The organism is Desulfobacterium sp. N47, assembly GCF_051233685.1.
Classification (GTDB): domain Bacteria; phylum Desulfobacterota; class Desulfobacteria; order Desulfobacterales; family RPRI01; genus RPRI01.
Genome location: NZ_JBAMMY010000136.1, coordinates 1 through 14073, shown reverse-complemented (window position 1 = coordinate 14073; position 14073 = coordinate 1). Strand labels below are relative to the sequence as shown.

Genomic DNA, 14073 nt, shown 5'->3' with positions numbered 1-14073 from the left:
TGTGTAATTTATTTTTTTTCTATTGTCTAACGATTTTTATTATAATACCAATGGGTTTAATATAATTGTAAGTTGTGAGCACCTCCCTTCATAACATGGGTTAATAAAAACCCTATCACGTTACTAATTAATATAATCTGCTTTGTTTTTCTATAGCCTTATATATCAAGGCGTTGGATTTTTGTCTTTAAAATCAAGATGTTGATTTTGATAGTTAAACAAAGAAATGTCATATCACCCTGTATTTTTATTGTCAAGGACTTTTGCCAATCAAAAAATCATTGGAAATAAATATTTACAATATGCTACATTTAGTAACATACTGGTAATTTCATCATATTAAACACCACATATTGTAACATGATAAATCGTATTTATTATCAAAGATCTAAATAATTTTATGTTTATTTCTTTACCAAAGGAGTCAAAAAGTATAAAATTATATTTTGTTTGGCAACTGTTTATTTCATTAGATCATTAATTATAGAGTCAATCCGATAAAAACTGCAAGGCACATGCCATTGAATTGATTGGTTGATATACTTTGTAACTAATACAAATAATTTATATATCAGCATTGATTTGATGTTTTGATTTTTCGGGCATGTGTCCGTTTTTTTTACAACATGTAAAACTTAACTATTAATAAAGGTATCAGGATTAAATATGGAAGAAAACATACTACAACTGTTTCCGGGTGATAAATTCCGATTCACATGCAAAAGTTCATTATCGTGTTTTAATGAATGCTGCCGTGATCTCAACCAGTTTCTATACCCGTATGATATTTTACGTCTTAAAAATAATCTTGGAATATCTTCCGGAAATTTTTTGGGAAAATACACTGTTTTTCATACCGGTCCTGAAACCGGTCTTCCGGTTGTATCACTTAAGACAGATAAAGATTTGGAATTAAAATGTCCTTTTGTAACGCCTTCCGGATGCAAAGTGTATAAAGACCGGCCATCTTCATGCCGCACATATCCTTTATCAAGGCTGCTATCCCGCAACAGGGAAACAGGCAGGCTTTCCGAATATTTTATGCTTTTTAAAGAACCCCACTGCTTAGGTTTTGATAACGGGAAAGAACGGACAGCCAACGAATGGATTAAGGACCAGGGTACAGAGCCTTATAATGAAATGAACGATATGATGATGGAAATAATAAGCCTTAAAAATCAGAAATTACCAGGCGAACTGGACATGAAATCAAGCTATATGTTTCGTATGGCTTTATATGATCTTGATGCATTCAGAACATATCTTTTTTCCGATGAAAATATGATTAATTATATTGATAATAATGACATGAACGCCGCCGAACAGGATGACGCAGAGCTGTTAAAAATTGCTTTTAAATGGGTTAAAAAAGAAATTTTTCTTTCAACATAAAAGGGGATTTTTCTTCATGAAGACTGAAAACAAGGTAGCTCTTGTACTTGGATCAATAAAAGGAATCGGCAAAGGCATAGGACTATTTCTTGCCAAAAAGGGAATCAGAGTTGTCCTTAACTATTTTGACTGGGAAGAGTCTCTTGATGAACTGAAAAAGGATCTTGAAATAATTTCCACCCCTTATTCGATTGTTAAAACGAATCTTCTTGAAACAGATAAAATACAAGATCTTATCAAAACGGTTATCAATGATTTTGGCCGCCTTGATATACTGATAAACAACATTGAGCGGGGAGGATGGCCTGTTGTTCATGGGCCATATACCTGCGACCAGTGGGATCTTGAAATGGCAACAACACTTCGGGCCAAACAATGGGTGTTCGAAAGTTCGCTTCCTTATTTAAAAGCATCCGGAGATGCTATTGTAATTAATATATCTTCCATAGCGGGCATAGTCGGAAGATCTGGCCCGCTAAGCTATATTTTTAATGAAGGTTATTCTGCTGCAAACCGGGGGATTTCGCTTTTGACTGAAACATGGGCTCGCAGAGGTGCGCCTGAAGTTCGAGTTAATGAAATCATGTTGGGAATTATTGAATCCCGTCATGGCGAAAACACGAGAGGATGGGGCTTGCTTACGGATGCACAGAAGCAGGATATCATAAACCACATTCTGATTGGAAGAACAGGAACTATAGATGATGTGGTAAAGGCGGCTTGGTTTTTGATAAATGATGCGCCTTTTATGTCAGGCAGCGTAATCAGATTAGACGGTGGCTATATTCTCGGCGGAGAAAAAGTAGCTCCAATGCCAAAAGGCGTTCTCTGATATTCATCATAAATATCGGATCGTTTTAGGCTGATAGCGTTTTATTATACCCCCTTTTCTCACTATCCATGGTACAACACATTTTTTATCCCAACCCTCTTAAGGGCAGGACTTGTTCCTTATCTGCATGTTATTATGCTTGACATACAATGCTATTCTTGCTACGAATTTTTAAGATACCCTATCATCAGGAAATGATACGGTTTAAAAGAAAACAAGCAGGAAAACAAGGATGAAGAAATATTATATCTGTGCTGCAGCGGCTTTGGCCTTTCGGGTCCATTGACGTTCAGCTGCTTTTACTTATAACGAGAATAAGAGACTGAATGCCATGGGCCGAAACTCCGGTCTGTGGTTTTTCTTGCCCGGATCGGATGATCCGGGTTTTTTGTTATATTCTCCATGATTATAGCATTTTTCATAATAATATTCTGATTGCCTGGTTGTAATTGGGTATTGGTCTCACATACTGAAACTTTAATAAGGAAATAAGAATGGAATCTAAAATTCGTTTTGCCGACCGCATGAACCAGCTTCCGCCCTATCTGTTCGGAATGATCAATAAGCTTAAGATGGAAAAACGATGGAATGGATATGACGTGATTGATCTGGGGATGGGCAACCCCATCGATCCTGCCCCGAATCAGGTTACGGAAAAGCTCTGTGATGTAGCGATTGACCCGAAGACACACAGATATCCGGTTGCCGGAGGCATGAAGAATCTGAAACGGGAAATAGCTCTTTATTATGAGCGCCATTATAATGTTTCCCTGAACGGAATTGATGATGTAATTTGCACTATTGGTTCCAAAGAAGGAATCTCGCATCTCTGCCTTGCACTGCTTGGTCCGGGAGATACTGTACTGGTTCCAGCGCCCGCCTTTCCTATTCATGTTTATGCAGCAGTGATTGCCGGAGCCGGAGTTTTGCGGATCACTCTTGACTCCGAAGAAGAATTCCTCAGACAGCTGACAAGAATGTGCAAAGCTCTTTATCCAGGCCCAAAACTATTGATGCTTAACTATCCTCACAATCCGACCGGAATCATTGCATCAAAGGACTTCTTCGGAGAAATTGTCAAGCTTGCCAATCAGCATAACTTCATGGTGATAAATGATTTCGCCTACTCAAAGATTACTTATGACGGCTATGTGGCGCCAAGTTTTCTCGAAATTCCGGGTGCAATTAAGGTCGGGGTGGAATTCGGGTCATTTTCCAAATCGTACAACATGGCAGGCTGGCGTCTCGGATACTGTGTCGGCAACAAAGAAATGATCGATGGACTTGCCAAGATCAAGGGATATTACGATTACGGAATCTTTTCGGCGATTCAGGTTGCCGGGATTGTAGCGATGCGCGATTGTGATGATAATATCAGAGAGCAGGTAGCAGTCTATCAGAAACGCCGGGACGTTCTTTGCGACGGACTGGTCCGCATGGGATGGTCTGTACAGGTATCAAAGGCAGGTATGTTTGTCTGGGTTGCCATCCCCGAACCTTACTCAAAAATGGGTTCCGTAAGATTTGCGATGGAAATGATGAACCGGGCCAACGTTGCTGTTGCACCAGGCGCAGGTTTTGGGGAAGAGGGGGATGGTTATCTGCGTCTTGCACTGGTGGAAAATGAAAACAGAATCAAGCAGGCTTTGAAGCAGATGCGTCGCGCACTGTCGGAAATAGACCAGGAGATATCCGCAGGAACATTCAAACCGGAAATAACCGATACCGGCCAATAACCTTATTTTTATAGCAATTGTCATAATAATATCCGGTTGCTTTGTTGTAATTGGGCATGGATACATATCCATGCCCAAATGGAACAGATTTATGACAAATGCTATAGGATTAACTCTGATAATCCCATATTCCTTTTAAGGTCGGTAGTACAAGAGCTTTTTTCAATTGTTTTAAAAAAAGGCTTCTATGTATTTCTTTTGCTCCGAAACGTTTAAGATGATCGGTTGCAACCTGGCAGTCGATAAAATCAAAGGCTTTATTTTCAAGATATTGAGAAAGCGCAACAAATGCAACCTTGGAGGCATTCGCCTCAAGGGAAAACATGGATTCACCGAAAAAACATCTTCCCAGAGAAACTCCGTAAAGTCCGCCTGCAAGCTTATTATCTTTCCATGCCTCCACCGAATGCGCATAACCTGATTTAAATAGCATGCAATATGCTTCTATCATATCAGGCACAATCCAGGTTCCTTCGTTTTTTTTTCTTCTTACGCCGGCGCACAAATTTATGACCTGTTCAAATGCCATATCGAAAGTTATATGGAAAACATTTTTTTTAATTATTTTATGAAGACTTTTTGAAATTCTGATTTCATCCGGATATATAACAAGACGGGGATCAGGCGACCACCAGAGTATGGGTTCATCTTCCGAATACCACGGGAATATGCCGAGATTATAAGCAAGAAGGAGGCGCTTTTCGCTAAGGTCGCCTCCTATGGCAACTAAACCTTCTTTGCCTGAAAGCTGAGGAGGAGGAAAAATTATTTCTTTGGTAAGACGATAAACAGGCATTGATTGTTAAAGCCGTTCGGAATTATTCTTCCGTTTAAGAAGATTTAAAAGCAAAAACAGGCTTCTCATTTTCAAGATCAAGACTCACGCTTCCGCCTTTTTTAAGTTTTCCGAACAGTATTTCATCCGAAAGAGAATCTTTAATTTCAGTCTGAAGAACTCTTCCAAGAGGTCTTGCTCCATATCTCAAATCATGCCCTTTTTTTGCAAGCCAGGTTCTTAAGCTGTCTGAATATGACAGAGAAACTCTCTTTGCTGCAAGCTGCTCTTTAAGCTCATTCATAAACTTATCTACAACCATCTCCATTATATCAAGAGTTAACGGATTAAAATTGATTATATCATCAAGACGGTTTCGAAATTCCGGGCTGAAAATATTTTCGATTGCTTTTTTCCCTTTGCTTTCAGGATCATACTTTACTTCGCCGAAACCTATTGTATGGGCGCTCATTTCACGGGCACCGGCATTTGATGTCATAATGATTATAACATTTCTGAAGTCAGCTTTTTTACCGTTATTGTCGGTAAGTGTTGCGTGATCAAGAACCTGAAGAAGAATATTATAAATATCAGGATGTGCTTTTTCTATCTCGTCAAACAGCAACACGCAATGGGGATTTTTACGTATTCCATCGGTCAAAAGTCCGCCCTGGTCAAAGCCGATATAACCGGGCGGCGCTCCTATAAGGCGGGCTACAGTATGCTTTTCCATATATTCGCTCATATCAAACCGCATGAATTCTATTCCCATGATGCCTGCAATCTGTCTTGCAACTTCTGTTTTGCCGACTCCGGTTGGACCTGTGAAAAGAAATGATCCTATCGGATGGCAGGCAATTCCAAGCCCCGCTCTTGATCGCTTTATTGAAGTAACAAGAGATTTTATAGCGTCATCCTGCCCGAAAACCACTTTTTTTATGTTGTTTTCAAGATGCTCAAGCCTTGAACGGTCTGATGCCGATACGCTTTGTTCAGGAATCCTGGCCATTTTTGCCACTATTTTTTCAATATCGGAGGGTTGTATTTTTTTTCTGCGTACAGGATCTGAAAATCTTACAAAAGCCCCGGCCTCATCTATCACATCTATAGCCTTATCAGGCAGGTATCTGTCGTTTATATATTTTGCAGAAAGTTCGGAGGCAGCTTTAAGTGAGGCATCAGTGTATTCAATGCCATGATGCGCTTCATAATGGCATTTTAAACCTTTTAATATCTTTATGGTTTCAGGAACCGTGGGTTCAGGAACTTCAATTTTCTCAAAACGCCGGGATAATGCCCTGTCTTTTATAAAATAATTTTTATACTCCTCGTGGGTAGTGGAGCCGATACATCGCAATTCTCCTGAAACAAGAGCCGGTTTTAAGATATTGGATGCATCCATTGAACCGCTGCTTGTTGACCCTGCTCCCACAACTGTATGAATTTCATCTATAAACAATACAGAATTTTTTCTTTCCTTAAGCTCCGAAATAATTCCTTTCATCCGCTGTTCAAAATCTCCCCTGAATTTTGTTCCGGCAAGAACAGCTCCCATATCAAGAGAATAAATATTAACGTTTTTAAGCGATTCAGGGACATCTCCTATTAATATTTTCTGGGCAAGCCCTTCTGCAAGAGCGGTTTTTCCAACTCCGGGATCTCCTACAAAAATTGGATTATTCTTTCTTCTCCTGCACAGAACCTGTAAGGTACGTTCTATCTCAAGATCGCGACCAATCACAGGATCAAGCTTTCCTTCCGTTGCCATTTTAATAAGATCAATTGTAAATGATTCGAGAAAATCCGATTTCTTCTTCTTGTCAGCCTTATCGGTTTTGGCAAAACCGCCATCTCCCTGTTTTAAAGAAGGTTTCAAAATATTATGGGAAATATAGTTTAAGACATCGAGACGCGTGATACCTTCAAGTGTTAAAAAATATTCTGCATAAGAATCTTTTTCGTCAAAAAGGGATACCAGAATATCACCTATTTCAACTTCCTGTTTTTCAGCGGAACGGGCATGATTAAAGGCTCTTTGTATTACCCTCTGAAATCCGGTTGTTTGCTGCAACACGTATTTTGCTCCTTCAGGGGCGGTTTCTACCCGCATTTTGAAGAAATTTTCAAGGGAATTATAAAGGTTTTTTACATTGCCGCCGCAATTTTCAATTATTTCGATTCCTGTAGAATCATGTAAAATTGCAAACAGAAGATGTTCTGTGCCTGCAAATTCATGGCGTCTTTTTTTTGCTTCCTTTACAGCAAGTCCAAGAGTTGCGCTTAGTTCCCTGCTAATCATTATATTACCCCTTCTCAATTGAACATCTGAGTGGAAATCCTCTGTCACGGGATAGAGAATGCACCGAATTCATTTTTGTTTCCGCTATTTCGTATGTATACAAACCGCACACTCCCATTCCCTGCCTGTGAACATTCAGCATGATCTGTATAGCTTCTTCAATAGATTTATAAAATACTCTCATAAGTATTTCAACGACAAAATCCATAGTGGTATAATCGTCATTATGAAGCAAAACCTTAAACATCGAGGGCTCTTTTATTTCCTTCCTTGTTTCGGAGGTAATGCTTTCTTCGATTTCCGGACTTATATTGTTTCCCATAAATTAAATATATTAAGCAACTTGCAATAATGACACAAACCGGCTTCGATATCCCGGATATGTGTGTATGAATCAAAATAATGGACTTTTTACAGGTCCATCTATTATATAATGAATTTAATTTATAATGATCGTTTCATTTTAAAATAACGATTGTCAGCCAAAAAGTCAAATAATGATAATAATCCCGGTAGCTGATATTAGCTTTAAGCATTATTTTTCAGGAGAATGGCCATATATAAACAGACCAGGGGGTATGAATTAAGCGGAATTCAATTCCTCTTTTATGTTGAACGGAAGGCACGCAGGGCATCCGGCAATAGGAAAACAATTGTCACCTCAATGCGGACATTACTGATCACACCTGAAAATTCCGGCAGTAAATTCAAAACTGGCCGGTTTTAAGCATCACAAGTGTGCACGCCTCCTCAGTTACGATTCCCTTTTGATCCAGGATTTCCCGAAGAGGCAAATTTTCAGCTCCCGGATTAAAAACCACACGTTTTGGCTTTAGTGCAAGTATATCGTCTTTAAACGAAGTGGATACTTTTTCAGAAATATATAAAGTGATTGTATCAATTGCATCCTTGATATCGGAGAGCTTGTGAGCTGCAGGAAGCCCTCCGATAGTGTCAAAAGCAGGATTTACCGGGATTACATGATGCCCATATTCAGCAAGCAGGCAAACCGTCTGGTTTGAATAACGTTCCTTCTTGGGGCTTGCTCCAAGAACAACAACAGTTTCTTTTTTTTCAGTCATAAATATTTACCTTTTTATTTCCCGGCGCCAGCTGCCAGCATACGCTCTATTATTCCAAAATCGCCAACAATCTGGTCTATGCGGTCTCTTTTTGTGTACATATCCCAAAAAGATTCGGCTATACTGTATGCTGATATAATCGGCATTGGGGACTGGGGTGAAGGCGGCGGCGGAGATTTTGGAGGCTGTAAAGAACCGTCTCCCTTGTCTACAATACCGGCGATAAGCACCATACCTGCATAAATCCCGTCTTTTCTTAAAGCATTGTGAAGTGAGTGCACATAACTGCGGATACCGCTTTGAGCCATTGCAAAGTTTGAGCTGAACGGCACCGGCTCAATAGCAGAAGCAGCAGATGTAAACAATAATCCGCCATTGCCCTTTTTAATCATGCCCGGCAATACGGCCCGAACCGCGGTAACCGCACCGAGAGCAACTTCCATGTGAGGACGCACATTCTCAACCGTAATGTTAAGAGGCGTTGCCAATAATTGAGGATCTGTTGAGGGGCTGTATTCAAGAATATCGATTGATCCGAATCTCTTCTGAGCCTTTTCAATGGCTGATGCCAGACCTTTAATATCTCCGGCATCGGCTGCAAACCCTTCTGCTTCAACTCCATTATCTTTTAGTTTAGATACACAGGCATCAAGATTAGCCTTTGTGCGGGAAATTAATGCTGCACTAAATCCTTCTTTACCAAAACGGTGTGCAACATGTAAACCAATACCGGGGCCGGCCCCTATTACCATTATTGTCTTTTGCATGTTTTACTCCTTATTGACTTGCTTGTGAAATTAGAGATAAATCTTTGAACCATGAAGCCATAAGCATCAGCTGGCGGCATATGGTTTTTCACTTGCCTGCTGTTTTACTAAATTTTCCAGCACGAAACGCCTTTATATACTTACGGCAATATTCATCTTCTCCTTTCAGTACAGACGAGGCAAACAAAGTAGCCATCATTTCCTTGTCCCGTACATTCAGCATAACAGCATCTGTTTCAAGACCTAAAATCATAGAAAGAAATGTTCTGTTCACAAGGCCTCTCATCGGCATTCCAAATGCAACATTTCCAATAATAGTGAAAGTTCGCACCTCCGGGAATCTGTCGCGCATCATACGATGCGTATCCATTGTCACCTTCCCGGCCTTCCAATCAACTGAGACTGTCATAACCAGTGGATCAAGATACAAAGATTCAGGTTTTATACCTGCCAATTTAGCCTGTTTGACAATGACCTTCGCCATTTCCAGTCTGCCTTCAGGGTTATCAGGGATTCCTTTTTCACTCATACATAAGCCAACAAGACCGCATTCGAGTTCGGCAGCAAGAGGAAGCAGTTTATCAAGGCTTTTCTTTTCAGCGGTAACGGAACTTAAAATCAGTTCCGGCCCCTTATATACTCTAACAGCTTTAAGCAAGGAGTCCGGATTGGCGCTATCCAGCACAAGAGGAACCTGAACTGCATTCTGGACGGTCTTGACAAGCCAGGTCAATTCATCGCCTTCATCACGCCCGCCTAATCCGCCGGCATTTACATCAAGCATCATGGCTCCGCATTCCACCTGGAATTTAGCCAGTTCGGTTATAAATTTTTCATCATGAGCTGCTATAGCCTGACTGACAGCAGGGACAGTTGCATTAAGAGATTCACCGATAATAATCATAAATATTCCTTTCTATTATAAACCCGGCAGAGTATTGTACCCATAAGCGCTGAGAAATATATAGGGGTGTAAAACCCAGCTCTACATAAAGTTAATAGTTTACAAAACATAAAATAGGGCGGCATTTTATATGCCGCCAAATGCCACCGGTAATTATATTATTTTCTCCCGGATCAGGTATTTTAGAATATGATCTGCAAGCTCATCAGAAGACCCGTCAAGCACATCGCTTGCTTCTTTAGAGCTGCCGCCTCCTCCGGTCATCATAAGTTTCAACCTGTCTGTGGCGGACAAATTACTGTCGGGAGCAAATGTTTTTCTTGTCTTGGGCCTGGGCTGAGAAAATTTCAAAACATTCGTCAAACCTTCAGCATTTCCGGCAAATGAAGCCGCATCCAGTATTTCTATATTTGTTTTTTCCGCTAAAAGTCTTCTGGCAAGAGCAGGATATCTTGGATCATTAAGCGCCATTTCCGTTGTGAACAAAACAGGCAAATCGCATTCTATTTCCTCGCGATCTCCTTTTCCCAGGTATCTTTCTGCAGCAGCTTTTTTTTCGTTTAAAAAAAGTTTGAGTTTTACAATTCCCGATACCTGGGGAATATGAAGTTTTTCCGCCAGAAATGAGCCTACCTGCCCTCCATTGCTATCCATCGATTTTTTTCCACAAAGAATTATATCATAACCGATTTTCTCAATCGCTTTCGCTAAAACCTGTGATATTAAGCTGGGATCGGTGCCATCATAATTTAAACGGATCATCCTGTCTGCACCCATTGCAAAAGCATACTTAAGGGCATTTTCCGCCTCAGCTCCGCCTGCACTAATAGCAATAACTTCGCAATCGCCTTCGCTTTCCCTGATCCTGATTGCCTCTTCTACTGCGACTTCATCATATGGATTAAGCATGGAAACCATTTTTTCGGGATCAATTTCACCTGTTGCAAGATCAATTGCCGTAGGATCATAGATATAGCCGATCTGTTTTACGCAAACAACTATTTTCATAAGATATCTCCCGTTATCACATTACAGCACTGCCTGCTTCACAAGTTCGATTAAATTAATAAGCTTAAAAGTGTACCCAAGACCTTCCTGTTTAATTGCGCTGTCAAACATAATGTCACAATGCGGGCAAGCAGTAACAATTCCTTGCACCTTTGTATTAACAGCCTCCCGGATTCTTAATCCTTCCATCCTTTTGCCCGTGGAAACCCCGCGCCACATGTTTCCGCCTCCGGCGCCGCAGCAGAAACTGGTTTCTTTAACTTCAAAATCAGCTCCCAGGGCAGGATATTTCATTTTTGAAAGTATTGAAACAATGGGGGCAATGGGTTACAAGCTTTTTTACACCGTATTTTTTCATTGTTTCTATATTTTTTAAGGCCAATTGCCGGAAAAGATATTCATTGCCGATTCTGCGCGCCGGATCACCGCAACAAAACTCCTCTTTGCCTAAAATTCCAAAACTGACACCGGCTTTTTCAAAAATCCTGGCAACTGCATTTGTTGTGTTTTTACTTCTTTCATCATATGTAGCGCCAATACACCCGGCCCAGAACAGTATTTCAGGTGTATCATTACCTGTTTGATATATTTTATTGATCTTTAGATTAGACACCCAGCCTTCCCTTGTAACCTTTCCCTTTCCTTTGGGATCTCCGAAAATTTCCAGATTTTTAAAAATCTGTTTGAATTCCGATGGGAAGTTACTTTCAGTAAGCACGGCATTCCGGCGCATTTCAACGATTTTCAACATAGGTTCAATAAATACCGGACAATGTTCGATGCAGTTAAGGCATGTGGTGCATTCCCATATTTCATCATTGGAAACAGATCCTCCGATAAGGGCATTGTTGCTTGCGGAAGGAGTTTCCATATGCTTTTTCAAATTCTGAACAAGGCTTTTTGGATTAAGATTCTTTTCGCTGATAAGCGCAGGACAGTTCTCCTGGCATCTTCCGCAACGCGTACAGGCATCAAGCTCCAGCAAATGTTTAAATGTAAAATCATTAATTCTTCCGACGCCATAAGTATCGGAAGCAGAAATATCCAATACCGGCAAAGCCCCTTTAGTCTCCAGATTTCTGTAAAATATATTAAGAGAAGATGTAAAAGCATGAAGAAGTCTTGAATAGGGAATATAAGCTAATAATAAAAGTCCGATAATCGCATGGCCCCACCATAATGCATTAAGACAGACTTTAAGACCATCTTCCCCTTTTACAAACAGTTTTAAAACCCAGGCGAGTGAAGAAGCCACAGGAGCCCAGCACATCCATTCCGATCCGTAAAGTTGATTACGGATTCCGGTAACCAGAAAGCCAGTAAAAAAGACTAAAACAAGAAATAAAAGCGATAAGGCATCAGAGGGGGTGTTGTCCAGTTCCTTCGGTTTCAGGACATATCTTCTGTAAGCTAACATCCCTGCGCCGATTAAACCGATCAGGCCGGAAATATCCAGCAATAACCGGAAGTAGGGATAAAAATGATTATCTATAATTCTTACTCCCCACAAAGGCAGAACAACATACTCCTGAATAAGTATAAATATAACAGCCAGGCCTATTAATGTAAAAGACCAGACCAAAAGAAGATGACCATGTCCTGCAAAAGACTTTTTCAGGATATTATCCTGTCCGAAAACATTTACAAACAGGCCGTCCCACCTCTTGCTCAGACGATCCGTTTTCAAACATGGCTTTCCCCTGCTCCAAAGCCTGTATCTGAGGAAAATACCGAGAAAAATGGTGAGAATAACCAATCCTGACAGAGCGTAAAAGAGTTTTTCCTTTTGGGTTATCGGGAATCTATATCCGTTTTCCGCAAACTGCATTCCCGTATCATTCAATTCACCACTGGCAGGATCATCATGGCACATGGTGCAATCGGAACCGGCCACACGAAAAGAATAGTATTCAGTTGCATGGGCTGAAGACAAGGAAAGAAAAATGAAGAAAAGAAAAATGATCAGTGACTTAACCGCGTTCATTGGTTGCATAAATCTATCTCCGGAATAAAGTAAAACTGCTAACTGCCGGTTTGTTTATGGATTTTTATCTTATCAATAACAGCAGGGATTATCTCTTTAAGATCTCCTTTTACGCCCAGATTCGCAACTTCAAAAATGCGGGCTTTCCCGTCATTATTGATTGCGATTATCATCTTGGAGTCCTTCATTCCATCAGTAAATTCATAGGCTCCGGAGATTCCGCAGGATATAAGCATGTTGGGTAACACTGTTTTACCGGTCAGGCCGATTTGCCTCTCAAAAAGGTATTAAACCTTTGTCAACAGCAACTCTTGTTCCTCCTATGGTTGCTCCTAAAAGATCAGCCAGCTCATGTGTAACAGGAAGAGTTTCGGAATCCACTCCATTTCCAAGGGCAAGAATCAAGTCCGCCTCATCCACTCGTATTGTCTTTGGGTCGCCTTTAATAAATTTATTGTACCGGACGCGCTTAACGTTTTCGTCTAATTTAATCTCTGTTTTTATAACAGCAGGCTCCACAATCTTTTTGGGTTTAACAATATCAGTCTCGCCGGGTGGAAGAGTTATAATCAGGGGTCTTGCCGCAGCAGGTTTAACATCCGCATACAGACGGTCATTGTAAACGGATTTTGTAACCTGGAAGTTTTCGCTGCTCCCACCTATCTTTTTTATTTCGGTTATGCACGGAAGTCCATACCTTGCTGCAATTCTCGGAGCCAGCTCCGAGCCTGTCGGCGTTGCTCCCATCATCAATACGGATGGCTGGTATATTTCTATTAAACCACCCAAAATTGAAACGTAAGCATCCAGATTGTATTCGGACAACTGCATGCCATCAGCAAGATATATCTTTTCAGCTCCGAACTCAGCAAGACGGGGAATAAAGTTTTCAACCTGATAACCCAAAAGGCACACACATAACTCTTCCCTGAGCCTGCGGGATAGCTTCTGCCCTTCGCTCAGCAATTCCAGAGTAACGTTTTTGGTAGTGTATAATATTTTGTGTAAATTTTAAAAGGGTATAAAAAAGGGCGCTTTTCCTTTAAAAGGATTTTAGGCAAAAACACCAAAAAAAAGGAGAAGCACCCATGAAAGTGGAAATTAGCGTACCAGAGGTTGTGAGCATTTTCAAGGAAATCCAGCAGAAACCGGAGAATATTTTTGAGATGATCCGCGTAGAGATCAAAGAGAGCGTTGGTCAATATCTGACCAAACTGATGGATTTGGAGCGCACCGAATTTCTTGGGCGGCAATGGTATGAGCATGCTCAAGGAGATGTGAATCATCGCAATGG

Annotated in this window: 15 protein-coding genes and 1 pseudogene; 4 read left to right on the top strand and 12 right to left on the bottom strand. The window is 40.6% G+C overall.

What is annotated here, in order from left to right; genetic code table 11:
* Positions 1 to 666: 666 nt before the first annotated feature.
* The 3 genes from VXK47_RS08855 to VXK47_RS08845 all read left to right on the top strand — a co-directional run bounded on the left by VXK47_RS08855 (position 667) and on the right by VXK47_RS08845 (position 3960).
* Positions 667 to 1392: a YkgJ family cysteine cluster protein gene (locus VXK47_RS08855; RefSeq protein ID WP_435548414.1), complete on the top strand. Its 726-nt coding sequence runs from the start codon at positions 667 to 669 to the stop codon at positions 1390 to 1392.
* A 16-nt stretch (positions 1393 to 1408) separates the two neighbouring features.
* Complete coding sequence (locus VXK47_RS08850) at positions 1409 to 2224, top strand: SDR family NAD(P)-dependent oxidoreductase (protein WP_435548413.1); 816 nt, start codon at positions 1409 to 1411, stop codon at positions 2222 to 2224.
* A gap of 494 nt (positions 2225 to 2718) precedes the next feature.
* Positions 2719 to 3960, top strand: coding sequence for an aminotransferase class I/II-fold pyridoxal phosphate-dependent enzyme (locus tag VXK47_RS08845; protein ID WP_435548412.1), 1242 nt, complete (start codon positions 2719 to 2721; stop codon positions 3958 to 3960).
* A 109-nt stretch (positions 3961 to 4069) separates the two neighbouring features.
* Here the strand turns inward: VXK47_RS08845 and aat are convergent, their stop codons facing one another.
* The 12 genes and pseudogenes from aat to VXK47_RS08785 form a co-directional block, all read right to left on the bottom strand.
* A complete protein-coding gene (gene aat / locus VXK47_RS08840) occupies positions 4070 to 4756 on the bottom strand; it encodes a leucyl/phenylalanyl-tRNA--protein transferase (protein ID WP_435548411.1) in 687 nt (228 codons plus the stop codon).
* Positions 4757 to 4790: 34 nt separating this feature from the next.
* A complete protein-coding gene (gene clpA / locus VXK47_RS08835; RefSeq protein ID WP_435548410.1) occupies positions 4791 to 7034 on the bottom strand; it encodes an ATP-dependent Clp protease ATP-binding subunit in 2244 nt (747 codons plus the stop codon).
* A 4-nt stretch (positions 7035 to 7038) separates the two neighbouring features.
* Positions 7039 to 7356, bottom strand: coding sequence for an ATP-dependent Clp protease adaptor ClpS (clpS, locus tag VXK47_RS08830; protein WP_435548409.1), 318 nt, complete (start codon positions 7354 to 7356; stop codon positions 7039 to 7041).
* Positions 7357 to 7741: 385 nt separating this feature from the next.
* Positions 7742 to 8116, bottom strand: a complete 375-nt coding sequence (locus VXK47_RS08825; protein WP_435548408.1) for a CoA-binding protein — start codon at positions 8114 to 8116, stop codon at positions 7742 to 7744.
* 14 nt (positions 8117 to 8130) lie between these two features.
* The gene (locus VXK47_RS08820) at positions 8131 to 8883 is read right to left on the bottom strand and encodes an SDR family NAD(P)-dependent oxidoreductase (RefSeq protein WP_435548407.1); all 753 of its coding nucleotides are present in this window, start codon (positions 8881 to 8883) and stop codon (positions 8131 to 8133) included.
* Between the two features lie 88 nt (positions 8884 to 8971).
* The gene (locus VXK47_RS08815) at positions 8972 to 9787 is read right to left on the bottom strand and encodes a dihydropteroate synthase (protein ID WP_435548406.1); all 816 of its coding nucleotides are present in this window, start codon (positions 9785 to 9787) and stop codon (positions 8972 to 8974) included.
* Between the two features lie 153 nt (positions 9788 to 9940).
* Positions 9941 to 10795 carry an electron transfer flavoprotein subunit beta/FixA family protein gene (locus VXK47_RS08810; RefSeq protein ID WP_435548405.1) on the bottom strand — a complete coding sequence of 285 codons (855 nt, stop codon included), beginning with the start codon at positions 10793 to 10795 and terminating at the stop codon, positions 9941 to 9943.
* Positions 10796 to 10816: 21 nt separating this feature from the next.
* A complete protein-coding gene (locus VXK47_RS08805; protein WP_435548404.1) occupies positions 10817 to 11089 on the bottom strand; it encodes a heterodisulfide reductase-related iron-sulfur binding cluster in 273 nt (90 codons plus the stop codon).
* Positions 11064 to 12788 (bottom strand): heterodisulfide reductase-related iron-sulfur binding cluster, encoded by a 1725-nt coding sequence (locus VXK47_RS08800; protein WP_435548403.1) that lies wholly within the window; start codon positions 12786 to 12788, stop codon positions 11064 to 11066. Before VXK47_RS08800 ends, VXK47_RS08805 begins: the two co-directional genes overlap by 26 nt.
* Before the next feature lie 29 nt (positions 12789 to 12817).
* On the bottom strand, positions 12818 to 12952 hold the full coding sequence (locus VXK47_RS08795) for a hypothetical protein (RefSeq protein ID WP_435548402.1): 135 nt from the start codon (positions 12950 to 12952) through the stop codon (positions 12818 to 12820).
* Positions 12953 to 12973: 21 nt separating this feature from the next.
* Positions 12974 to 13048: pseudogene (locus VXK47_RS08790) on the bottom strand (FAD-binding protein); the annotation flags it as partial.
* A 7-nt stretch (positions 13049 to 13055) separates the two neighbouring features.
* Positions 13056 to 13778: an electron transfer flavoprotein subunit alpha/FixB family protein gene (locus VXK47_RS08785; protein ID WP_435548424.1), complete on the bottom strand. Its 723-nt coding sequence runs from the start codon at positions 13776 to 13778 to the stop codon at positions 13056 to 13058.
* 89 nt (positions 13779 to 13867) lie between these two features.
* Between VXK47_RS08785 and VXK47_RS08780 the strand changes: the two genes are divergently transcribed.
* A partial coding sequence (locus VXK47_RS08780) for a hypothetical protein (RefSeq protein WP_435548401.1) occupies positions 13868 to 14073 on the top strand: 206 nt, incomplete at its 3' end.